This window comes from Pontibacter populi, from assembly GCF_040278685.1.
Classification (GTDB): domain Bacteria; phylum Bacteroidota; class Bacteroidia; order Cytophagales; family Hymenobacteraceae; genus Pontibacter; species Pontibacter populi.
This window is the reverse complement of sequence record NZ_JBEOKT010000004.1, coordinates 236,739-257,537: the sequence shown is the minus strand read 5'-3', so window position 1 is coordinate 257,537 and position 20,799 is coordinate 236,739. Positions and strand designations below refer to the sequence as shown.

At 46.3% G+C, this 20,799-nt stretch carries 18 protein-coding genes and 1 pseudogene; 6 read left to right on the top strand and 13 right to left on the bottom strand.

Features of this window, described 5'->3' with window-relative positions:
- Positions 1-13 precede the first annotated feature (13 nt).
- Positions 14-1,147, top strand: coding sequence for a chromate efflux transporter (gene chrA / locus ABS362_RS06155; protein ID WP_350411499.1), 1,134 nt, complete (start codon positions 14-16; stop codon positions 1,145-1,147).
- A 66-nt stretch (positions 1,148-1,213) separates the two neighbouring features.
- Here chrA and ABS362_RS06150 read toward each other — a convergent pair whose 3' ends face one another.
- From ABS362_RS06150 to ABS362_RS06140, 3 genes and pseudogenes are all read right to left on the bottom strand, one after another.
- Positions 1,214-1,516, bottom strand: coding sequence for a hypothetical protein (locus ABS362_RS06150; protein ID WP_350411497.1), 303 nt, complete (start codon positions 1,514-1,516; stop codon positions 1,214-1,216).
- 1 nt (position 1,517) lies between these two features.
- Complete coding sequence (locus ABS362_RS06145; RefSeq protein WP_350411494.1) at positions 1,518-2,327, bottom strand: CPBP family intramembrane glutamic endopeptidase; 810 nt, start codon at positions 2,325-2,327, stop codon at positions 1,518-1,520.
- Positions 2,328-2,469: 142 nt separating this feature from the next.
- Positions 2,470-2,568 (bottom strand): annotated as a pseudogene (locus ABS362_RS06140) (ACP S-malonyltransferase); the annotation flags it as partial.
- Between the two features lie 208 nt (positions 2,569-2,776).
- Between ABS362_RS06140 and ABS362_RS06135 the strand changes: the two are divergent.
- Positions 2,777-3,292: a cupin domain-containing protein gene (locus ABS362_RS06135; RefSeq protein ID WP_350411493.1), complete on the top strand. Its 516-nt coding sequence runs from the start codon at positions 2,777-2,779 to the stop codon at positions 3,290-3,292.
- Positions 3,293-3,392: 100 nt separating this feature from the next.
- Here the strand turns inward: ABS362_RS06135 and fabD are convergent, their stop codons facing one another.
- The 3 genes from fabD to ABS362_RS06120 form a co-directional block, all read right to left on the bottom strand.
- Entirely contained in the window at positions 3,393-4,271 is an 879-nt protein-coding gene (gene fabD / locus ABS362_RS06130) for an ACP S-malonyltransferase (protein WP_350411492.1), read from the bottom strand.
- Between the two features lie 111 nt (positions 4,272-4,382).
- The gene (locus tag ABS362_RS06125) at positions 4,383-4,805 is read right to left on the bottom strand and encodes a thiol-disulfide oxidoreductase DCC family protein (RefSeq protein ID WP_350411491.1); all 423 of its coding nucleotides are present in this window, start codon (positions 4,803-4,805) and stop codon (positions 4,383-4,385) included.
- Positions 4,805-7,606 carry a T9SS type B sorting domain-containing protein gene (locus tag ABS362_RS06120; protein WP_350411490.1) on the bottom strand — a complete coding sequence of 934 codons (2,802 nt, stop codon included), beginning with the start codon at positions 7,604-7,606 and terminating at the stop codon, positions 4,805-4,807. Before ABS362_RS06120 ends, ABS362_RS06125 begins: the two co-directional genes overlap by 1 nt.
- Before the next feature lie 223 nt (positions 7,607-7,829).
- On the opposite strand from ABS362_RS06120, the gene ABS362_RS06115 reads away from it, so the two are divergent.
- The 4 genes from ABS362_RS06115 to ABS362_RS06100 all read left to right on the top strand — a co-directional run bounded on the left by ABS362_RS06115 (position 7,830) and on the right by ABS362_RS06100 (position 12,009).
- Positions 7,830-8,504, top strand: a complete 675-nt coding sequence (locus ABS362_RS06115; RefSeq protein ID WP_350411489.1) for a succinate dehydrogenase cytochrome b subunit — start codon at positions 7,830-7,832, stop codon at positions 8,502-8,504.
- 21 nt (positions 8,505-8,525) lie between these two features.
- Positions 8,526-10,460: a fumarate reductase/succinate dehydrogenase flavoprotein subunit gene (locus tag ABS362_RS06110; protein WP_350411487.1), complete on the top strand. Its 1,935-nt coding sequence runs from the start codon at positions 8,526-8,528 to the stop codon at positions 10,458-10,460.
- A gap of 123 nt (positions 10,461-10,583) precedes the next feature.
- A complete protein-coding gene (locus ABS362_RS06105) occupies positions 10,584-11,339 on the top strand; it encodes a succinate dehydrogenase/fumarate reductase iron-sulfur subunit (protein ID WP_350411587.1) in 756 nt (251 codons plus the stop codon).
- Positions 11,340-11,484: 145 nt separating this feature from the next.
- On the top strand, positions 11,485-12,009 hold the full coding sequence (locus ABS362_RS06100) for an NADPH-dependent FMN reductase (RefSeq protein ID WP_350411485.1): 525 nt from the start codon (positions 11,485-11,487) through the stop codon (positions 12,007-12,009).
- A gap of 118 nt (positions 12,010-12,127) precedes the next feature.
- On the opposite strand, the gene ftsZ is transcribed toward ABS362_RS06100, so the two are convergent.
- From ftsZ to murD, 7 genes are read right to left on the bottom strand one after another with little or no spacing between them, the layout of a single operon-like run.
- A complete protein-coding gene (ftsZ, locus tag ABS362_RS06095) occupies positions 12,128-13,660 on the bottom strand; it encodes a cell division protein FtsZ (protein ID WP_350411484.1) in 1,533 nt (510 codons plus the stop codon).
- 26 nt (positions 13,661-13,686) lie between these two features.
- Positions 13,687-14,991: a cell division protein FtsA gene (ftsA, locus tag ABS362_RS06090; RefSeq protein ID WP_350411482.1), complete on the bottom strand. Its 1,305-nt coding sequence runs from the start codon at positions 14,989-14,991 to the stop codon at positions 13,687-13,689.
- Between the two features lie 10 nt (positions 14,992-15,001).
- Entirely contained in the window at positions 15,002-15,763 is a 762-nt protein-coding gene (locus tag ABS362_RS06085; RefSeq protein ID WP_491568577.1) for a cell division protein FtsQ/DivIB, read from the bottom strand.
- Complete coding sequence (gene murC, locus ABS362_RS06080; protein WP_350411479.1) at positions 15,750-17,159, bottom strand: UDP-N-acetylmuramate--L-alanine ligase; 1,410 nt, start codon at positions 17,157-17,159, stop codon at positions 15,750-15,752. Before murC ends, ABS362_RS06085 begins: the two co-directional genes overlap by 14 nt.
- Complete coding sequence (gene murG, locus ABS362_RS06075; protein ID WP_350411478.1) at positions 17,156-18,268, bottom strand: undecaprenyldiphospho-muramoylpentapeptide beta-N-acetylglucosaminyltransferase; 1,113 nt, start codon at positions 18,266-18,268, stop codon at positions 17,156-17,158. The genes murC and murG overlap by 4 nt, the downstream gene beginning before the upstream one ends.
- Positions 18,261-19,427, bottom strand: a complete 1,167-nt coding sequence (locus ABS362_RS06070) for an FtsW/RodA/SpoVE family cell cycle protein (RefSeq protein ID WP_350411477.1) — start codon at positions 19,425-19,427, stop codon at positions 18,261-18,263. Before ABS362_RS06070 ends, murG begins: the two co-directional genes overlap by 8 nt.
- Positions 19,428-19,452: 25 nt before the next feature.
- A complete protein-coding gene (gene murD, locus ABS362_RS06065) occupies positions 19,453-20,796 on the bottom strand; it encodes a UDP-N-acetylmuramoyl-L-alanine--D-glutamate ligase (protein WP_350411476.1) in 1,344 nt (447 codons plus the stop codon).
- Positions 20,797-20,799: the final 3 nt, after the last annotated feature.

Below are 20,799 nucleotides of genomic sequence, written 5' to 3'. Positions count from 1 at the left end.
AGAAATAGCCTGGATGGGTACGAACACAGAATTAAAGGAACTCACCAAACTTTTCCTGAAGCTAGGCTTTATAGCCTTCGGTGGGCCTGCTGCGCACATTGCCATGATGCAGGACGAAGTGGTAACCAAACGGCAATGGATGAGCGAACAGCACTTCCTGGACCTGATCGGCGCGACCAACTTAATCCCAGGACCGAATAGTACCGAACTGGCCATCCACATCGGCTACGACCGGGCAGGATGGCGGGGCTTGCTGGTGGCTGGCCTTTGCTTTATTCTGCCTGCGGTTTTCATTACCGGCGTCTTCGCCTGGCTTTATAAAACCTACGGACAATTGCCGCAGGTACAACCTTTCCTGTATGGCATTAAACCGGCCATTATTGCCATTATTTTGGCTGCTGTGTATCCACTGGCCCGCAAATCTCTTAAAACTATAACCTTAGCCATTATCGGGTTTGTGGCGTTAGTGCTGGCTATAGTTGGGGTGAGCGAGATCTATGTGATGTTCGGTGCCGGACTGGTTGCCTTACTACTGGCCGCTATCCGGAGTAATAGGCTGAAATCTAAGTTTCACAGCTTTTCTATAGTTGCGGTGATGCAGATGGCCGGCACAACTATACAGGCGGTCAGCAACACAAAACTATTCCTTATTTTCCTGAAGATCGGGTCTGTATTGTATGGCAGCGGTTATGTGCTTTTTGCTTTCCTGGATACGGAACTGGTAAGTACCGGGCTTTTAACCAGGCAACAATTGATAGACGCGATTGCTGTGGGGCAGTTTACACCGGGGCCGGTTTTCTCTTCGGTTACGTTTATTGGTTACCAGATCAATGGCTGGAGCGGCGCGGCGGTTTCAACTATAGGTATCTTTCTGCCGTCGTTCGTTTTTGTGGCGCTGCTTAAACCACTTGTGCGTTTTATGCGCAACTCTACCCTGTTCGAGCACTTTTTAGATGCTGTAAATGTGGCTTCGGTGGCTGTTATAGTTGCCGTAGCTTTTGAAATGGGCCGCGAAACGATAACCGACTGGCGAACTATAGTTATTGCCCTGGCCAGCATCATTTTAACCTTCGGCTTCCGGAAAGTGAATAGTGCTTTGGTAGTTATTGGCGGTGCATTACTGGGTTATTTACTCTGGCTGGTATAATTCTCGCTTTGCTATAGTTTAGATCAGAAAACTTAACAGCCCTGCTATTAAACTATAGTTTGCTGTTTAAGAAGTTACAATCGTTTCATCAATCAGCATGGCTGCCTTTTCAAAGTTACCTTCCGGGAAAAATTCAGCACTGATTTTTAGGATCGCAAACAGGTGGTTCTTCAGCTTTGCTTCATTTATAGTTTCTCCTTTCAGGGCATCCTGGGTTAGGTGCAGGGCAAGGTCGGCTAGTAATAATCTTCGTTTCTCTGTCCATTCTGGGGTTCCTTTGTAAACAGCTGTTTCGGGGTAAAAACTTTCGACCTTGGTATGGGCGTCATCAACCAGCTTTAGTATTTGATTGCGGTTCTCTGAGTTCATATTACAGCGCTATTTTCGGAGTTTGGTTTAATGAGTTTTGTTGGGGTCGGGCTACACGTTTATAGTTTCGTAGCAGCAAGTACACCACCGGAAACAACAGAGCTGTTATCAAAACACTTACCCATTCGTAAACAGCACCCTCTTTTACGCCATCCAGTTGCCAGATGCCCTGTCCGTTAAAACCCGCCATCGCCCGGAACATCATGTTACTGCCCCAGTGTATGCCAATCGCCATCCAGATAGTGCCGGTTTTAAGTACCGTATAAGCCAGCGAAACTCCCAGCACAGCCGAAAAAGAGAGATTAGCTACCGTTATCCCTTCGTTCCAGGAATCATCGAGCGCATACAGTATAGTGGTGACCAGGATGTACCAGGGCATTAAATTGTTTTTCTGGAAATACGGTAGCCAGTAGCCCCGTACCAATACATCGTTTATAGCAGATACCAGCAACATGGCCAGCAGCGCCTGGGCCAGCATACCGGCTATGTAACTACCATCCATTATGCCGGTTACTTCAAACTTGCCCAGCTGGTAAAAAACCAGGTACTTAAGTGCCCAAATGCCCAGGCCAACTATAAAACCGAGCAACATCAGCTTTAACCAGCCTTTCCTCAGTTCCAGACCAAGATCATCCAACCCATTCAGTTTCAGGATATATTTAGCGAAAAGGTGTGCGACAGCAAAGAAGCCAAAAGCGTAAGCCAGCCATGGCAGTACATCCAGGGTAACTAGTTTGGGAATGCCATTGAAATACAGGTCCAGCAGTATAAAACCGATAAACCAGACAAGGAGTGAGATTTTATTTTTCATAGTTGTAGGGTTGCAGGCGAGCAATTTAAACAAAAAGTCCTTCCCTGTAAATACCAGGAAAGGACTATCTTATTTTGCAGTAAACTATAGTTTACTCTACACAACTCACTTCCCCATTACGGTCTATCTTCTTTACAAGTCCCTACAAAAATTTACCCGGGCCACACTCCACAATATGCGTAGCTCCATCAGCAATCATTTGCTGAAAAGGCTGTGTCCAGCGAACAGATGCAGCGGATTGAGTTGAAAAAGTTTTGGGGTCAAGTTGGCGTACAAGCTCAGAAGTGTAAAGCCTAAGAGCCAATACATGGTAGATGGTTTCTTTTCCAAAGTTTTACATAGGATATCGGGAACCCCATAAAGCACTAGAACTTTTTCAACATAATATATTAAAATTCGTTTTAATTATAAAATATCTGTCTATGGAAAGGATAAACATATTTCATTCAGTGAGCCTTCTGATTTTAGTGCTTCTGTTTAGTTGTGACGGGGCCAATACGAGAGAAGTAATTACAGAGGCAAGCGCAGGCCAAACAAAGCAGGCTACTGCAGCTGCGCAGCAAGGCAGGGATATGGGGAAAAAGCCTTGGGTGCTCGACATAGAACAGGCAACGTTAAACAACCCCAACTACCGCAATGCACAGTGGACAGGTGAACATATGCAAATGGTGCTTATGTCGCTTAAGCCAGGGGAGGAAATAGACCTGGAACTACATGGGGACGTAGACCAATTTCTTAGGGTTGAGCAGGGCCAGGCGCAGGTACGTATGGGGAAATCAAAAGATGACATGAGCTTTGACAAAAACGTTTCTGCTAACTGGGCGATATTTATCCCTTCCGGCTATTGGCATCATATAAAGAACACAGGCAACAAGGAGCTCAAATTATACACCATCTATGCTCCTGCACAGCACCCGGCAGGCACGGTGAAGAAGACATACGAAGAAGCCAAGGAGCATCATTAAAACCCTGGGCTTGATCAAAAGAAAACAACAGTTATCAAAAACAACGCCCTCTCTGCTTAAAGCAGAGAGGGCGTTTGTACTTTATACGTTCAACTTCGGCTTACTCTACAGAGCTTACTTCGGCATTACGGTCTATCTTTTTAACCAAACCCTGCAACACTTTACCCGGACCACACTCTACAAAATGCGTTGCGCCATCGGCAATCATTTGCTGCACCGACTGTGTCCAGCGAACAGGAGCGGTTAGCTGCTTTATCAGGTTTTCTTTTATCTCGGTTGGGTCGGTGTGCGGCATGGCATCCACGTTCTGGTAAACCGGGCAAATGCCTTTGCTGAAAGTGGTTTCGTTAATGGCTTTTGCCAGTTCTTCTTCGGCTGGTTTCATTAGCGGTGAGTGGAACGCTCCTCCCACTGGTAATGGTAACGCACGCTTCGCTCCTGCTTCTTTCATTTTCTCGCAAGCAACCTCGATTCCTTTATTAGAGCCGGAAATTACCAGCTGGCCCGGGCAGTTATAGTTTGCCGCAACCACCACTTCATCAATAGAGGCGCAAACTTCTTCTACTTTCTCATCTTCCAGACCCAGAATTGCAGCCATAGTGGATGGGTTTGCTTCGCAGGCTGCCTGCATCGCCAACGCTCTTTTCGATACCAGTCTCAGGCCATCTTCAAAGCTTAGCACCTTGCTTGCTACCAACGCCGAAAACTCGCCCAGCGAGTGACCAGCCACCATATCCGGTGCAAAATCTTTAGCCACAGCTGCCTGCGCTACGGAGTGCAGAAAAATAGCCGGCTGTGTTACTTTGGTTTGCTTCAGCTCCTCGTCGGTGCCGTTAAACATGATCTCGGTGATGTTGAAACCCAGGATCTCGTTAGCCTTATCAAACAATTGTTTTGCTTCGTCGTGCTGCTCGTACAGGTCTTTGCCCATACCTACAAACTGAGAACCCTGTCCCGGGAAAACGTATGCTTTCTTCATTCTTATTGATAATTGTTAATTGCTATTTTGTTGTATGGTTAAATGGCTTAATGGTTGAATGGTTATACTTCATTTGAAGATCAACAATCTAACTATCCAACAATTAAACCTTTAATCTATAAACCTTGCCCGCTGTTGCGGCTCCGGAAGTATACAGGCATCCTGTCGGCCGGCTATTTTGTAGCGGTGCCGGGCTATAAAACTATAGATTTTATTGCGGAAAGATACTGGAATTAACCTGAAATAGGAAAACAGGGCTAACGGAAAATTAAGATGGCGGGCAATTCGGAGGGCTGCGTCAGAAGCAGCGTATAGTTTGCCTTGCTCATAAAACAGCATCGCATCAGGCAATGGCGTTGGTATTTGCTCCCGGGGTGCTACCTGTTCAAGCACGTTGCTCTGCAACATGGCAAAGTACAGGTCCTGCTTGCGGTTATACTTTAAAACGAATTGCACACTGGCCTGGCAAAAGCCACAGGAGCCATCATAAAACACAATAGCCTTGTCCTGCAGCTTTTCCCGGTCAGTTAACATTATCGTACAATCTCAACCCAGCCTTTATACTTTTTAAAGGTATTTGCCGGATCTATAGAGAAGAATTCAACCTGTGATTCGTAATAATAAACGCCATCGTTCAGTCGGTTACCATTAGAGTCTGTACCCGGCCAGTTGATGTCTTTATCGTTGCCTTCGTACACTTTCACGCCCCAACGGTTAAACACCGTAAACTTCACCGATTTTATAAAGCGGGCCTTTTTATCCGGTGTAAATACATCGTTCAGGTTATCACCGTTCGGGGTAATGATGTTTGGCAGCATAAAGAAGAAGCAGTTGTCTTTGCACACTTCGTTACTGAACTCACTTTCAACATCATTTACATCGGTGGCTGTCACCACATAACATCCAGCAAATGACTCCAGGCCGGTATGCGTGTAAGTGGTAATGTTGCCAGGCACCTGCGCTATCTCGGTGTAATCTGTCTGGCCCGGTCCTTTAAAATAAACCGTATAGTGCTTGATCTCATCAGTACAGTCGCCGGTTATTTGTGGCTCCCAGGTCAGCACGTTCTGGTAAGGTGGCTCGGTCGGGCTAGCCAGGAACTCATCGCAATTCAACTCATCTATAGTCAGCACCGGCGGACAAACCAGTTTCGGCAGCTCGGCACACACCTGCTGGCTATTGTTCAGCAATGGTTCTTTTATTTCCGAAAGCTGGTAAGTACCACTGGCCTCCACATAATAGCAGTAGGTTTTACCCCGCTCCAGTGGGGCCGACTCTGTACCCGAATCCACAAAACTTCCTCCGGTAGCAGAAGCATTTACTTCCCCGATCGCTACAAATGTTCCGGATGTGCCTTCGCGCCTGTAAACAGTATGCGGTAACACTTCATTTCGCCAAGGCACGTTATAGGTCCAGGACAAGGCCACATTTTTAGTTTCGCCGGTTGATGGCGTAACTGTCAGGAATACGCTCGATGCAGAAGTAGTATCGCGTAATACATTCGGAGGCCCCGCCGTTGTAGTAGACTGGTAGAACTCCAGTTTGTAGCGGTAAGCTTTCTCAACGGTATTCAGGCCGGTGTCTCTGAAAATAGTATCAGACAGTACATTGGTTCTTTTAACTTCCACATACCCTGTATTGGTAGCGGCCTGTCCTTCTTTGCGGTACAAACGGTACTGGAAAGGAGGCGTTAACTTATCTACCTTGCGGGGCTGTGTCCATTGCACCGTGATCCGTCCATCTGTAGTACTGGTGTTGGTAACGGTTACATTTGTCAGGTACGGCACGTCCTGGTCAACCATGATGCACACTTCGCGGCTTGCAATACTTTTTCCACGGCCCGGCGACGGGAACTCAGCATATATAATATAGCAGTACTGCACACCAGCCTTTAAACCGGCACCTTTGTTATTATCTGTATAAGTAGTCGGCCAGTTTCCGTTTGCATCTTTGCGCACCTCATCTATAAACACATAACCCGTGCTGGATGGCACTCCGGTTTCGCACCTGTCAGGCACAAAGTTAGACGGTCCCTCCCGACGATATATGCGCATTGTTACCGCATTCTGGCAGACATACCTGTCCCAGTCAAGCTTAACGGAGCGGTCACCGCCCGCAGCCCGCAGGTTTTGCGGTGGCGGACCAACTACCCGGATATTCCATGGTTGCAGGTCGGCCAGCTTTTTACCGGCTTTTGGTTGGTCTTCTGCCCTGAAAATTACCTGGTAAGGTCGCTCACGCACATCAGCACATTCTGTAGACCAAGTAAGTCGGCCTGTAGCAAGGCCCGGTGTATTTGTAAGCTGCGTAAAATTGGCACGTGCGGCAGAACCTCCCGGGCCTGGCAGCAAAATACCACCAAAGGCCGTAATCGTGATCAGGTCATTATCTTCGTCGGTAGCTCTAACTATACCGGTAAATGTTTCTCCGGCAATTACGCAGGTATCCAGTGGCTCCAGTACGGGAGGGTTGTTTTCGGCATCTATTACCAGTATCTGCATGTCGCGCACTACCTCACCCAGCTTAATTCTGCCACCGGTTGCGGTTACTCGCCATTCTTCTACCACAAAAGCTACGTTATATTCCCCTATTCTGCAGGGCGCATCCCACACCAACTGTCCGTTCTCCATGTTCAGGGTAAAGGTAGCTGCCCCGGTATCCTGCGAGTTGCGGCAATTAAAGGTCCGGTCTGGCAAACTATAGCCTGGCACTGCAGAGATGTTTCCGGCAACGTCCTTGCGCAATGGCACCCTAAGTTTAAACGAAAGGCTATCGCCTTCCGGGTCGTAAGCACCCGGGTTGTGCACCCATCTCTCCCCTATAGAAGCTTTATCTATAGGAGCTACTGTAAAGAAAGGGGTACTGTTAAAACCTCGCAGGGCGCTAACATTTATAGTTGTAGAAATGTAAAATGTAAGCTGGTCTGAGGGAGGCGTAATGTTAAGAATACCCGGGTTACGATTAATACCGTTCCAGGACACCGTATAGGTTCCATCGGCTCCATACGTGTATTCCCATTCAAATACTTCCTTGTCTATCTGGTCAGAGAAGTCGCCTACAGGCGTAACAGATTTACGCGGAACTAAAATGACATTACCATCACCGAGTGATATCTCTACTTCCGGATCATCGGCCTGAGAGGCGCGGTCCGTGTACATAACCATTGTGAAGAAAAAACGACGTGGCTTAGGGTCTGGGGTAGTATCACGCTTGGCGGTGATATCTCCAGCCCTAATGTGTGTAGCCTGTGCCTCAGTAAGTGAACCCAACAGCAATATCAACACCCACAACAAACCACCCGGCAACAGGTACCTTAAGCGTAAACTTTTTGGCATATAGGTAGGATTAGGCGGTAAACAAAGGTATAACTTTAACTTAATTTTTCACTTTTTATTGTTAACTATTGCAGGCAATGTATGTTATTAAGGTATGATTCTCTGTCGTACGCATTGCAATTTAGATTGATTCAAAATACGATATTAAAATTGTTTTATATAAGGTGCGCATGTACCTTTGAGAATTAAAAACGCTTATTTACTTAACCTTTAATTAATACAGATGAATTGGTTTACTAAAACGTTTTCCAGTACACTCGGACGCAAGTTCATCATGTCGATCACGGGTCTGTTCCTGTGCTCTTTCCTGGTGGTTCACCTGGTAGGTAACCTCACTTTATTCAGACAGGATGGCGGCGAGGCTTTTAACATCTATTCTCATTTCATGGCAAATAACCCGGTTATCCGTACCATGGAATTTGTTTTAGTGGCAGGTTTCCTGTTCCATATTTATGATGCCATAGTGCTTACCCGCCGCAACAAGGCTGCCCGCCCTGTTGGGTACGCTAACAGCCATCCTGAACAGAACAGCACCTGGTCTTCGCGTAACATGGGCCTGCTTGGCACCTTTATCCTTGTGTTCCTGCTGGTGCACCTGTGGAATTTCTTCGTACCTGCCCGTTTCGGCGAATTAGAGGGTGTTCCGAATGCTGAGTACCTGAACCTGTACAGCGAAGTAGTTCTTGCCTTTAAAAACCCGATCTATGTGGCGCTTTATGTTATCGCAATGATTGCATTAGCTTATCACCTGATCCATGGTTTCCAGAGTGCATTCCAGTCGCTGGGCTTAACGCACAAAAAGTATACACCATTTATCCAGAAGTTCGGATACGCATTCTCTGTTCTGATATGCCTTGGCTTTGCAGCCATTCCGCTGTACTTCTTTTTCTTCGTGTAACATCCAGATTCTATAGTTTATATGATATTAGATTCTAAGATCCCGGAAGGGCCATTGGCCGAAAAATGGGACAAGCATAAATTTAATGTGAAGCTGGTTAACCCGGCTAACAAGCGTAAATACGATGTAATTGTGGTAGGTACTGGTCTTGCCGGTGCTTCTGCTGCTGCAACCCTGGGCGAGCTTGGCTATAACGTAAAAGCTTTCTGCTTCCAGGACTCTCCACGCCGTGCGCACTCTATTGCGGCACAGGGTGGTATTAACGCTGCTAAAAACTACCAGAACGATGGTGACTCTGTTTTCCGTCTGTTCTACGATACTATAAAAGGGGGTGACTACCGCGCACGCGAGGCAAACGTTTACCGCCTGGCACAGGTGTCTGTTGATATTATTGACCAGTGTGTGGCGCAGGGCGTTCCTTTTGCCCGTGAGTACGGCGGTCTGTTAGCTAACCGTTCATTCGGTGGTGCGCAGGTGTCCCGTACGTTCTATGCACGTGGCCAGACAGGTCAGCAGCTGCTATTAGGTGCTTACTCAGCGCTTAACCGCCAGATCGCTTACGGCAAAGTAAAAATGTACCCTCGTACCGAAATGCTTGACCTGGTAATGGTTGATGGCAAAGCACGCGGTATAGTTGTTCGTAACCTGATCACAGGTAAAATAGAATCACATAGCGCGCACGCCGTAGTATTGGCAACAGGTGGTTACGGCAACGTATTCTTCCTTTCTACCAATGCAATGGGCTCTAACGCAACAGCAGCCTGGAGGGCACACAAAAAAGGCGCTTTGTTCGCTAACCCTTGCTTCACGCAGATCCACCCTACCTGTATCCCGGTTTCTGGCGAGTACCAGTCTAAGCTGACGCTGATGTCTGAGTCGCTTCGTAACGATGGCCGTGTTTGGGTTCCTAAAACAGTTGAAACTGCTCAGAAACTGAGAAGAGGTGAGATTAGAGTTAGCGATATTAAAGAAGAAGACAGAGATTACTATTTAGAGCGTAAATACCCTGCTTTCGGTAACCTTGTTCCTCGTGACGTGGCTTCGCGTAACGCCAAGCTGATGTGCGACGAAGGTCGTGGTGTTGGTGCTTCCGGCCTTGCCGTATTCCTTGACTTTGCTGATGCGATCAAGCGCGAAGGTCAGCCTGCCATTGCAGCCAAGTATGGTAACCTCTTTGAGATGTATGCCAAGATCACAGACGAGAATCCGTACGAAAACCCAATGCGTATTTACCCTGCTGTACACTATACTATGGGTGGCCTTTGGGTAGACTATAACCTGATGACCAACATCCCTGGTTTATATGCGACTGGCGAGTGTAACTTCTCTGACCACGGTGCTAACCGCTTGGGTGCTTCTGCGCTGATGCAGGGCCTTGCAGATGGTTACTTCGTGATTCCTTACACTATTGGCGATTACCTTGCACAGAACCCAACTGCAAAAGTAACGACAGACCACCCTGCCTTTAAAGAAGCAGAGCAGGCTGTAATTGCTAAAAACAACCAGCTGCTATCTATCAATGGTACCCGTACAGTTGATGATTTCCATAAAGCACTAGGCCTGTTGATGTGGGATTACTGCGGTATGGCCCGTAACGCGGAAGGTCTGAAGTTTGCAAAACAGGAGATCCGTAAGCTGCGCGATGAGTTCTGGAGAGATGTGAAAGTTGTTGGTGTAAACGAAGAACTGAACGTAACTTTAGAAAAAGCCAACCGTGTTGCTGACTTCCTGGAGCTTGGTGAACTGATGGTGGATGATGCCCTGAACAGAAATGAGTCTTGTGGTGGTCACTTCCGTGAAGAATACCAGACACCTGAGAACGAAGCCCTGCGTGATGACGAGAACTATGCTTATGTTGCTGCCTGGGAGTTTACAGGCACTGGCAATGAGCCGGTACTTCATAAAGAAGAACTGAAGTTCGAGAACGTGAAGCTAACACAGCGTAGCTATAAGTAATGATTAATTAATAATTAAGAATGAGTAATGGGTCTGAGATCAGACGATTTAAAATTCTTAATTCATAATTCTTAATTCGTAATTAATAAAGAAATGGCTGGAAGTAATCCAAATGCTAAACCAATGGACCTGACACTAAAGGTTTGGCGCCAAAAAAATAGAGAATCAGCAGGTTCAATGGTAACATATCCAATCAAAGGTATTTCACCGGATATGTCGTTCCTGGAGATGCTGGATGTACTGAACGAAGACCTGCTGCGCAGCGGCCAGGACCCTATCGCTTTCGACCACGACTGCCGAGAAGGTATCTGCGGTATGTGCAGCTTATACATCAATGGTCGTCCGCATGGGCCGGAGCGTGGTACAACAACGTGCCAGCTGCACATGCGTCACTTCAGCGATGGTGATACTATAACGATAGAGCCTTGGAGAGCTGCTGCTTTCCCGGTGCATAAAGACCTTGTAGTAGACCGTTCAGCATTCGACCGTATTCAGCAGGCAGGTGGTTATGTATCTATCAACACAGGTGGTGTGCCGGATGCAAATGCTATTCCTATCGGGAAATCTGTGGCTGATAAGGCTTTTGATGCTGCTACCTGTATTGGTTGTGGTGCCTGCGTAGCGGCCTGTAAAAACGCTTCTGCTATGTTGTTTGTATCTGCTAAGGTATCTCAGTTGGCTATGTTGCCACAAGGCAAGGTAGAGGCTAAAACACGCGTAGAGAACATGGTTGCCCAGATGGATGTAGAAGGCTTTGGTGCTTGCTCTAACACAGGAGCCTGTGCTGCCGAGTGTCCGGTTGGTATCTCGTTAGAGAACATTGCTATCATGAACAGAGAGTATCTGTCAGCGAAAGCAACGTCAGAACACGTAGCCTAACAGCTTTAAATAACATTAAAGGGCGGGGCAGCAATGTTCCCGCCTTTTTTGTTTTATATCGCATTGTGTTTAATATTGTCACCTTATCTCCAAACTATAACTTTACTCGCTACTCCTTGTTAAAGAAGTAACTAAACTATAGCACATGATCACACTAATTTCAGGAACAAACCGACCTGAATCAAATAGTATAGCCATTGTAAATATGTATGCTGCGTTGCTACAAAAGCAAGGTGTCCCTTACCAAATACTGAACCTGGCCGAGCTGCCTACTGACTTTATAGTTTCGGCACTATACGACAATACCGGCAAAAACGAGCAATTCAATAAGCTGGCCAATATGATCGCTGAATCAGATAAATTCGTGTTTGTGGTACCGGAATACAATTCATCGTACCCGGGGGTGCTGAAAGCATTTATAGATGGCCTCTCCTACCCGAATACCTTTAAAGACAAGAAAGGGGCTTTGATTGGCTTATCTTCGGGCATGCAGGGCAGCGGGCTGGCACTTAGCCACCTGTCTGATGTATTGAATTACCTGGGCATGCACGTGATGGCCATGCGCCTTAAACTGGCTCATATCGAAAAGAACTTCGACGGAACGCAACTAACCAACGAACTTTACCAGGAACTACTGGAGCAACATGTAGAGCAGTTTCTAAAGTTCTAACTATAGCTGCTATGCCTGAACTATAGTTACAAGTAGTTGAACACACTGAATTACTTTCAACTATAAAACAGAAAGGGCTTCCGATACCGGAAGCCCTTTCTGTTTTATAGTTGATCACTTAGTCAACGTTATCGTGCAGGAAACGATTGTCGCCTAAGATCTCATTATCATCATTCAGGTTAAAGCGGGAGATATTGCGCTCCGAAGAGTGTGCAACCGACTCCAACGCCACATTACGACGCAGGTAAGCAGGAACTTCAAGCTTCTCTTTTATAGCCTCAGTCGTAATCTCAGAGCTCAGTCTGCGAAGGCGCTCACGGCGTTCTTCCTGTCTGCGCTTCATTAACTCACGCTCTTCCAGTTCGCGGGCAGCACGATCATCTACCTTTGGTGCATAAAAGCTCTCAGGAGAATCAGTTGAGCCCAGATCAAACACGATACGGGTTGGTTGCTGCTGCTCAACTGGCTTACGTACAGCCTCATACTGAGGAGTTGGAATTGGAGCTGGTATAGGTGCAGGAGCAGGTGCTGGCGCCTGAACTATAGGTGCTGGTGCTACCACTTGCTTTGGAACGAATGTAGTTACCTCTATAACTTCTGGCTTAGCTGGCTCTGCTACTTCAATTTTTTTTTGGCTCTCCAGGTCAAACACCGTTTTTTTAGGCTCCATCAGGTTGTCTGTGTTACTTGCAAAACCAGTCGCAATTACTGTAACACGAATGCTCTGACCCAAACCAGAGTCAATACCATGACCGAAGATAACTTCAGCTTCCTGGCCGGCTTTATCCTGGATATATTCAGTGATCTCAGTCAGTTCATCCATTTCAAGCTCTGCCTGCTCACCAGACATAATTGAAAGAAGGATTTTCTGAGCACCATGAATGTCAGTGTTGTTCAATAACGGAGAAGAAAGCGCTTCTTCAGCAGCACGTAATGCACGGCCTTCGCCTTCTGTTATCGCAGAACCCATCACTGCGGCACCAGAGTCTTTCATTACCGTTTTAACGTCTTCAAAGTCAACGTTTACTTCTGCAGTAACTGTAATAATCTCAGCTATAGATTTAGCAGCTGTAGTTAACACGTTATCTGCTTTAGCAAATGCCTCACGAATTGTCAGGTTACCAAACATTTCGCGCAGCTTGTCGTTCAGGATCACCAGGATCGTGTCGCAGTTTTCGCTCAGTTCTCTAACACCGTCCTCGGCAGCCTGCTTCTTCTTACGACCTTCGAAACCGAAAGGCGCTGTAACTATACCAACCGTAAGTATACCTAGTTCTTTTGCAACTTTCGCAATTACAGGAGCAGCACCAGTACCAGTACCACCACCCATACCTGCCGTAATAAATACCATTTTGGTATCGTTGCTAAGCATTTCGCGGATTTCTTCTTTGCTTTCAAGAGCGGCCTGCTTACCTTTTTCAGGGTTTGCTCCGGCTCCAAGACCTTCAGTCAGGTTTTGACCAAGGGCAAGTCTTGTAGGAACGCTGCTACTTTTAAGGGCCTGTGCGTCGGTATTGCATATGATAAACTCAACATCTTTGATGCCCTGATTATACATATGGTTTACAGCGTTGCTTCCACCGCCCCCAACACCAATCACCTTAATGATAGACTTACTGCTTGACGGTAAGTCGAAAGAGTACATGCTCATGCTAATTTCTCCTGCTCTGTTTTGGGTTAGTAACTTTGTTTGTTGTCGTCTATATCATCAGATAAGAAGCCTTTTATCATACTGATGATACCGCCTTCTTTTCCTCCGGCTTTTGGTGCCGGTTTCTTGTATTCAATTCTTTCCGGAACCTCAGATACTCTTTCCACACTGCGGTTATCCAGCGACTGGAATCCAGCCAGTACAAGGCCCACACTGGTCGCGTACATCGGGCTTTTCACAGCGTCTATCTTAGATTTGCCGAGGTGCTCATTAGGGTAACCAATGCGCGTATCCATCCCTGAAATGTATTCTACCAATTGCACCAGGTTCTGAAGTTGTGCGCCACCGCCCGTAATTACGATACCGGCTGCCAGGCCATTTGCGTAACCTGATCTTACGATCTCGGCATACACCAACTCCACTATTTCTTCCATCCTTGCCTCAATAATGTAAGCAAGGTTCTTCAAAGATATCTCTTTTGGAGTTCTGTCTCTTAATCCCGGGATAGAAACTATCTCATTTTCTGAGGCTTCGTCTGCAATGGCTTTACCAAACTTCACTTTCAGCTGCTCTGCCTGGTTCTGCATTACCATGCAACCCTGCTTAATATCCGAAGTGATGATGTTGCCTCCGAAAGGTAGAACTGCCGTATGACGGATAATATTGTCTTTAAAGATAGCGACATCTGTAGTGCCACCGCCGATATCAACTAAGGCCACACCTGCTTCACGCTCCTCATCGCTCAGCACTGATAAGCAGGATGCCAAAGGCTCCAATATCAATTGATCGATCTCCAAACCGGCACGGGTAACACATTTGTTGATGTTGCTGATAGCATTTGACTGTGCTGTGATGATATGGAAGTTACCCTCCAGACGCACACCCGACATACCAACCGGATCAACTATACCTTCTTCGTAATCAACTTTGTACTCCTGTGGCATTACATGGATGATCTCGCTGCCCGGAGGCGTAACCAAACGATACATGTCGTTGGTAAGGCGGTTAACATCCTCAACGGTTATCTCATTATCGGTAACCGAACGGGTAATGCTGCCATTGTGCTGTAAACTCTTAATATGCTGACCGGCAATCCCTACGTTCACTACGCCTATGTTGATATCTGCCTGCGCTTCTGCCTGGCTAACTGCCTTCCTGATCGCTTCTACCGTTTTGTCGATATTGCTGACCATGCCACGCACCACCCCCTCAGAAGCTGCTTTTCCCATTCCCAGGATCTCCAGCTTACCATACTCGTTTCTCCGACCTACAAGTGCGCAAACTTTGGTTGTGCCAATGTCCAAGCCTACTACTATTTTGTCGTTCTGCATATCTGTATATTTATTCGCAAATTATCTGATCTTCAAACTCTACATTCACTCTTTTATATTTGTCCCACCCCATAACAGGCAGCACTTCTTTATAAAAGATCATTAGTTTCTTAAACTTTTGCTCAGCATTACCTGGCCTGCCAAACTCTATGGTATGGTCGCCAACCTGCGGCAAAAATGAAACTTTACCCTTGCCATCTATATGCATCTGGGCTAACTGTGCCTTCCAGAATTCATCGTTCTCAATGAACTGAAGTAATGAAAGGTAGTTCTGGCCAACCGAATCCTGGAAAAACTCCTGGTTAAGGGGTTTTAAAAGAGCCGATTTGGTAATTGGGATTACACGAGCGGTGTATCTGTCTGATAAAGGCAGGATCTGCCCCTCTACATCGAGGTATACATCTTGATCTGGTCGTATAATTCTTGCAATAGGCCTGTTTTGTTTTACTTGTACATGTATATTGCCATCTAAGCCCCGGTAAACATCGGCATCTTCAACAAATTTGTTTGATTCGATGCGTTTTTCAAGGTTCTTGAGGTCAATATTCTTATTGGAAACGCCTTCAATCTTTCGCTCACCATCGCGGGTAAGCAGGTCCTTTACTTCCTTATCCCCAATAAAGTAATTATTGTACTCATTATCAATTTTTATTGCCACTTTCTGACAAACTTTTTCATTTTGTCGGGAATTGGCAAAGCCCGCAAGGGCTCCGATCGTAACGATGCTACAACCTGCAAAAATTAAAGATTTTATTTTACTATTCAAGCCCATACCCTACTTTTTCTAAAATATTTTTGATAGGCTTCACTAATGTATCTATATCACCTGCTCCAACGGTTGCCAACACATCAAAATCAGCGTTCAGAGCTAAATTATCTACAATTTCGGCCTTGTTTATCAACGATTTTGCAGGGCAAGAAATGCGCTCCAGAAGCATTTCTGAAGTCACTCCTGGTATCGGTTTTTCGCGGGCAGGGTAAATATCCAATAACACCACTTCATCTGCCTTGCTCAGGCTCTCTGCAAACTCATTTGTGAAGTCGCGGGTACGCGTGAAAAGGTGTGGCTGAAATATCACTTTAATCCGTTTGTTCGGGTACAGCGCACGTAGCGACGACATAAAGGCATCTATCTCTTTCGGGTGATGTGCATAGTCATCGATATATACTTTGCCATTGCCTTCATATACAAATTCAAAGCGACGCTTCACACCCTTGTAAGACTTAACGCCACTACGTATCTGATCTTCAGGCACCTGCAATACCTGACTTGCTAATACAGCTGCCAACATATTTTCTGCATTATGAAAACCGGGCACTCCCAGCTGCAGTGAACCTATGTTATGAAGGGGGCTTACAACATCGAAATTAAACCAGCGGCCATCAATGTTAAGACTCTGAATATGAGCACCTCCAGTATTTAAACTATAGGTAATAACATTAACGTCAGGCTGAATCTGAGCTGTTAAACGTGGATCTGTATTTTTGTTCAGTAACAAGTAGCCGCCTGGTTTTATCTGACTAATGAACCTCTGGAACGTACGTATCAGTTCCTCACTGTCACCATAAATATCCAAATGATCTGGGTCTGCGGAAGTTACGATTGCAATATCCGGAAACAGGGTCAGGAAAGAGCGGTCATATTCATCTGCTTCCACTACTACCAGCTCTTGTTCGCGCTCTCCTTTACTGATCAAAAGGTTCGAGTTTATGTTGGTTGCAATACCTCCCAGGAATGCAGAAGCATCTACGCCGGCATGGTGCAACAGGTGCGTAACCATAGATGAGGTAGTGGTTTTACCATGCGTACCGGCTACAGCTATAGTAAAGGCATTGGCTGTTATGATACCCAATACCTCAGAGCGTTTTTTTATAGTATAGTTCTGCTCCTTCAGATAAGCCCACTCGGTATGCTCGGCCGGAATAGCGGGTGTTAAAATAACCAGCGTATAGGTCTTGTCCTCCAGAATTTGCTGTGGCAGGTGTGCTACATTATCCTCGTAATGAACTATAATACCTTCCTGTTCAAGTGCTTCAGTGAGCGGCGTTCTGGTTTTATCGTAGCCCCAAACCGGAAACCCTTTGGCATGGAACCACCGGGCAATTGCGCTCATACCAATGCCGCCAATGCCTAAGAAGTAGATATACCTATAGTCTTCCAGTCTCACTTTATCAATTTTACAAGTTCGTCCACAATATCGGCCGCCGCGTTTGGTCGTGCCATTTTCTTTATGTTTTCAGAAAGCCGTTTCTGCTCCTGTTCGTCCTGTGCTAACTGCAAGGTCGCCGTAATCAGTTTCTGTGAGGCTTCCACATCGCGTACCAGTATGGCTGCATGCTGCTGCACCAATGCCATCGCATTTTTAGTCTGGTGATCTTCCGCCACATTTGGCGATGGCACCAGGATACATGGTTTTGCAGCTAAACATAGTTCTGAGATCGAAAGCGCACCCGCCCTTGAAACAACAATATCGGCGGCAGCATATGCCAGGTCCATGCGCTTTATAAAGTCAAAAACACGGATTCCCTGATCTGTATAGTTTGCTTCCAGTTCCTTAGCTTCGGTATAAAACCCTTTGCCAGTTTGCCAGATCAGCTGATAGCCTGCCGCGGCTAGTTGCTCCAGACCATCGGCAATACTATGGTTTATAGTTCTGGCCCCAAGGCTACCGCCAATTACCAGTATAGTTTTCTTTTCTGAAGTAAGGCCGAAATGCAAAAGCGCTTCTCTCCTTTTCTCGGTTATATCCAGTATGTCCTGGCGAACAGGGTTACCGGTCAGTACAATTTTCTCTGCTGGAAAGAATTTTTCCATGTTCTCGTAAGCCACGCATACTTTACCAACTTTTTTGGCTAGTAACTTATTCGTGATTCCAGCATAGGAATTCTGTTCCTGGATAAGCGATGGAATTCCTTTAGCAGTTGCCGCATACAGTAATGGGCCACTTGCATATCCACCCACGCCAACTACAGCATCAGGTTTAAAATCTTTTATGATCTTATGCGAAGCTCGCAAACTGGAAAGCACTTTTAGCGGAAACGACAGGTTATCTATAGTTAATCTGCGCTGCAATCCACTGATCCATAGGCCAACAATTTTGTAACCTGCTTCCGGCACACGTGTCATTTCCATGCGGCCTTTGGCACCCACAAACAATATCTCAGACTCCGGGCTGATAGCCTTGATCTGGTTCGCAATAGCCACTGCCGGATAAATGTGTCCGCCGGTGCCACCACCACTGATAATGATGCGATATGGTCTGTGCGAACTAGGCATTTACCGGAACTTTAGCATTTATACCCGCGGCAGCACCAACGGCTGCACTTTTGAATTCACTATCGGTGCGGCTCACACTGAGAATAATACCCAGCGAAATACCGGTAAAGATTAAAGATGTACCACCCATACTTAGGAGCGGCAACGGCAAACCGGTGATCGGCCCCAGTCCCACAGCAACCCCCATGTTGATCATACCCTGTATCACAAGGCTGAAACTTAAGCCTGCAGAAAGCAACCCACCGAAGGCACCTGTACTATTTACCACCGTAACCATACCCCGGTAGAGTAAGGCCAGGTAAAGGAACAATACAGCAGCTCCTCCCAACAAACCATATTCCTCTAAAATGATAGCAAAAATAAAGTCAGAGTAAGGGTGCGGGAGAATATCGCGCTGATCGCTGTTTCCAGGTCCTTTGCCAACCACACCACCTGTAGCAATAGCAATGTAAGACTGCTCTAACTGGAAAGGGGTTTCAGAATCATCAAGAAAAGCTTCTACACGGCTAACTGCAGTACCCAGTCGCTGACCAATAGCCAATGCACCGCCTCCAACTATAATCACAATGAAGAAAACTGTAACCAGGTATTTGAACGGTACGCGCCCAATAAACATGAGCAACATACAGGTAGCAAATAACAAGACTGCTGTTGATGTATTTGTCAGGGCGATCAAAGCACAGATTGCTACTGTCCAGATCATCATCGGAACCAGCGTTTTGCGCCAGTCTTTCACCTGCAATTGTACTTTAGCCAGCATACTAGCCAGGTAAGAGATCAGAGCCAGTTTTGCTAAATCCGAAGGCTGGAATGTCTGGTTAATAACCGGTATCGTTATCCAGCGCGACGCATCATTGATGTTAGAACCCCAGAAAAAAGCAAAAAGCAGCAACGGCACTGAAAGGATAAGCGCCACTAACGACAACCTGGAATAATATCTATAGTTGATCTTGTGGGCTGCCCACATGAATGCTAACCCAAGAAAGATCAATGCCGAATGTTTCAGCAGGAAATACTCGGTGTTGCCTTCATGAGATTTGTAGGCAAGCGTACCTGTGGCAGAATACACCACCGCCACGCTCAAAAGCGAGAACATCAGAACGATACCCCACAATACAGGATCGCCCTTCAGGTTTTTCTGTAACCACTGCTTTACCATAACCTTTGGCTAAAAATTGTTATGCTTATTTCTTTAAAACTATTTTATCTACTGCTTCTTTAAAGCGCTGTCCTCTATGCTCATAGTTATCGAACAAATCGAAACTGGCACAGGCCGGCGACAGCAATACCACATCTCCGGGTACGGCCAGCAATTTTGCCATGCGCACGGCGTATTCTATCGAATCTGTTTCGGCTATGATCGGAACTACCTTGTTGAAAGAGCGCTCCAGTTTTTTATTATCCTTGCCCAGGCAGATCAACACTTTTACTTTTTCACGGGCCAGTTCTTCCAGAGTACTATAGTCGTTACCCTTATCCACACCACCTGCTATCCAGATGATCGGTTGTTTTATTCCTTCCAACGCATACCAAACTGCTTCCACGTTTGTCGCTTTCGAGTCGTTGATGTAGCTTACATCTTTGGCAACGCCCACTAACTGCAAACGATGGTCTGCATTCTGAAAAGTCTCCAGGGCCTGCGCTATAGTTTCGTCGGACACTTGTAGCAACTTCGCCACTGCGGCAGCTGCCATGGTATTGTACTTGTTATGCTTCCCGATCAGGCTGGATTTTGATGCATCCACACTACCTTCAAAGAATCTGATATCCAGCTTTATAGTTGATTCTTCGAACCGCACTTTGGCACCTTCTGCACTTTCCAGCGAGAAAGGTATAGTTGTGCCACCAAACGCAGCTGAGTTAAATACCTTCTGTATGTTCTGGTCATCTGCATTATAGATGAAGTAATCGCTACCCGTCATGTTCTGAGCTACACGCAGTTTTGAGGCTGCATAGTTCTCCATACTATAGCCGTAGCGGTCCAGGTGATCAGGTGTAATGTTTAACAGAACAGCAATATGCGCCTTAAACTGGTACATGTTATCGAGCTGAAAACTGCTTAGCTCCACCACATAGTAATCGTGTTTATTATCGATCACCTTCTCTGCCAGGCTCTCGCCTATGTTACCTGCCAGGCCTACATTCAGACCAGCACTTTTTAACAGGTGATAAGTCAGCAGCGTAGTGGTTGTCTTACCATTTGTACCCGTAATACAGATAAACTTCGCATCCGTGTACCTTCCGGCAAACTCTATCTCGGAGATGACCGGTATCTGTCTTTTGGCTGCTTCTTGTATAACTGCAGCTTTATCAGGAATGCCAGGACTTTTAATGATTTCGTTAGCATCTAATATAGAGGTTAGGGTGTGAGTGCCTTCTTCAAATGGTATAGCCGCTGTTGCCAGCTTCGCTTTATACTCGTCTTTGATCTGCCCCATATCCGACACAAACACGTCAAGCCCTTTGGCCTGTGCCAGTAATGCAGCTCCTACGCCACTTTCTCCCGCTCCAAGTATAGCTATCTTCATTTT

What these genes read in the sequence shown, in the direction of transcription:
- chrA (WP_350411499.1), top strand. Translation starts at nt 14, where the DNA reads ATGGGTACGAACACAGAATTAAAGGAACTCACCAAACTTTTCCTGAAG.
- ABS362_RS06150 (WP_350411497.1), bottom strand. Translation starts at nt 1,516, where the DNA reads ATGAACTCAGAGAACCGCAATCAAATACTAAAGCTGGTTGATGACGCC.
- ABS362_RS06145 (WP_350411494.1), bottom strand. Translation starts at nt 2,327, where the DNA reads ATGAAAAATAAAATCTCACTCCTTGTCTGGTTTATCGGTTTTATACTG.
- fabD (WP_350411492.1), bottom strand. Translation starts at nt 4,271, where the DNA reads ATGAAGAAAGCATACGTTTTCCCGGGACAGGGTTCTCAGTTTGTAGGT.
- ABS362_RS06125 (WP_350411491.1), bottom strand. Translation starts at nt 4,805, where the DNA reads ATGTTAACTGACCGGGAAAAGCTGCAGGACAAGGCTATTGTGTTTTAT.
- ABS362_RS06120 (WP_350411490.1), bottom strand. Translation starts at nt 7,606, where the DNA reads ATGCCAAAAAGTTTACGCTTAAGGTACCTGTTGCCGGGTGGTTTGTTG.
- ABS362_RS06115 (WP_350411489.1), top strand. Translation starts at nt 7,830, where the DNA reads ATGAATTGGTTTACTAAAACGTTTTCCAGTACACTCGGACGCAAGTTC.
- ABS362_RS06110 (WP_350411487.1), top strand. Translation starts at nt 8,526, where the DNA reads ATGATATTAGATTCTAAGATCCCGGAAGGGCCATTGGCCGAAAAATGG.
- ABS362_RS06105 (WP_350411587.1), top strand. Translation starts at nt 10,584, where the DNA reads ATGGACCTGACACTAAAGGTTTGGCGCCAAAAAAATAGAGAATCAGCA.
- ABS362_RS06100 (WP_350411485.1), top strand. Translation starts at nt 11,485, where the DNA reads ATGATCACACTAATTTCAGGAACAAACCGACCTGAATCAAATAGTATA.
- ftsZ (WP_350411484.1), bottom strand. Translation starts at nt 13,660, where the DNA reads ATGAGCATGTACTCTTTCGACTTACCGTCAAGCAGTAAGTCTATCATT.
- ftsA (WP_350411482.1), bottom strand. Translation starts at nt 14,991, where the DNA reads ATGCAGAACGACAAAATAGTAGTAGGCTTGGACATTGGCACAACCAAA.
- ABS362_RS06085 (WP_491568577.1), bottom strand. Translation starts at nt 15,763, where the DNA reads ATGGGCTTGAATAGTAAAATAAAATCTTTAATTTTTGCAGGTTGTAGC.
- murG (WP_350411478.1), bottom strand. Translation starts at nt 18,268, where the DNA reads ATGCCTAGTTCGCACAGACCATATCGCATCATTATCAGTGGTGGTGGC.
- ABS362_RS06070 (WP_350411477.1), bottom strand. Translation starts at nt 19,427, where the DNA reads ATGGTAAAGCAGTGGTTACAGAAAAACCTGAAGGGCGATCCTGTATTG.
- murD (WP_350411476.1), bottom strand. Translation starts at nt 20,796, where the DNA reads ATGAAGATAGCTATACTTGGAGCGGGAGAAAGTGGCGTAGGAGCTGCA.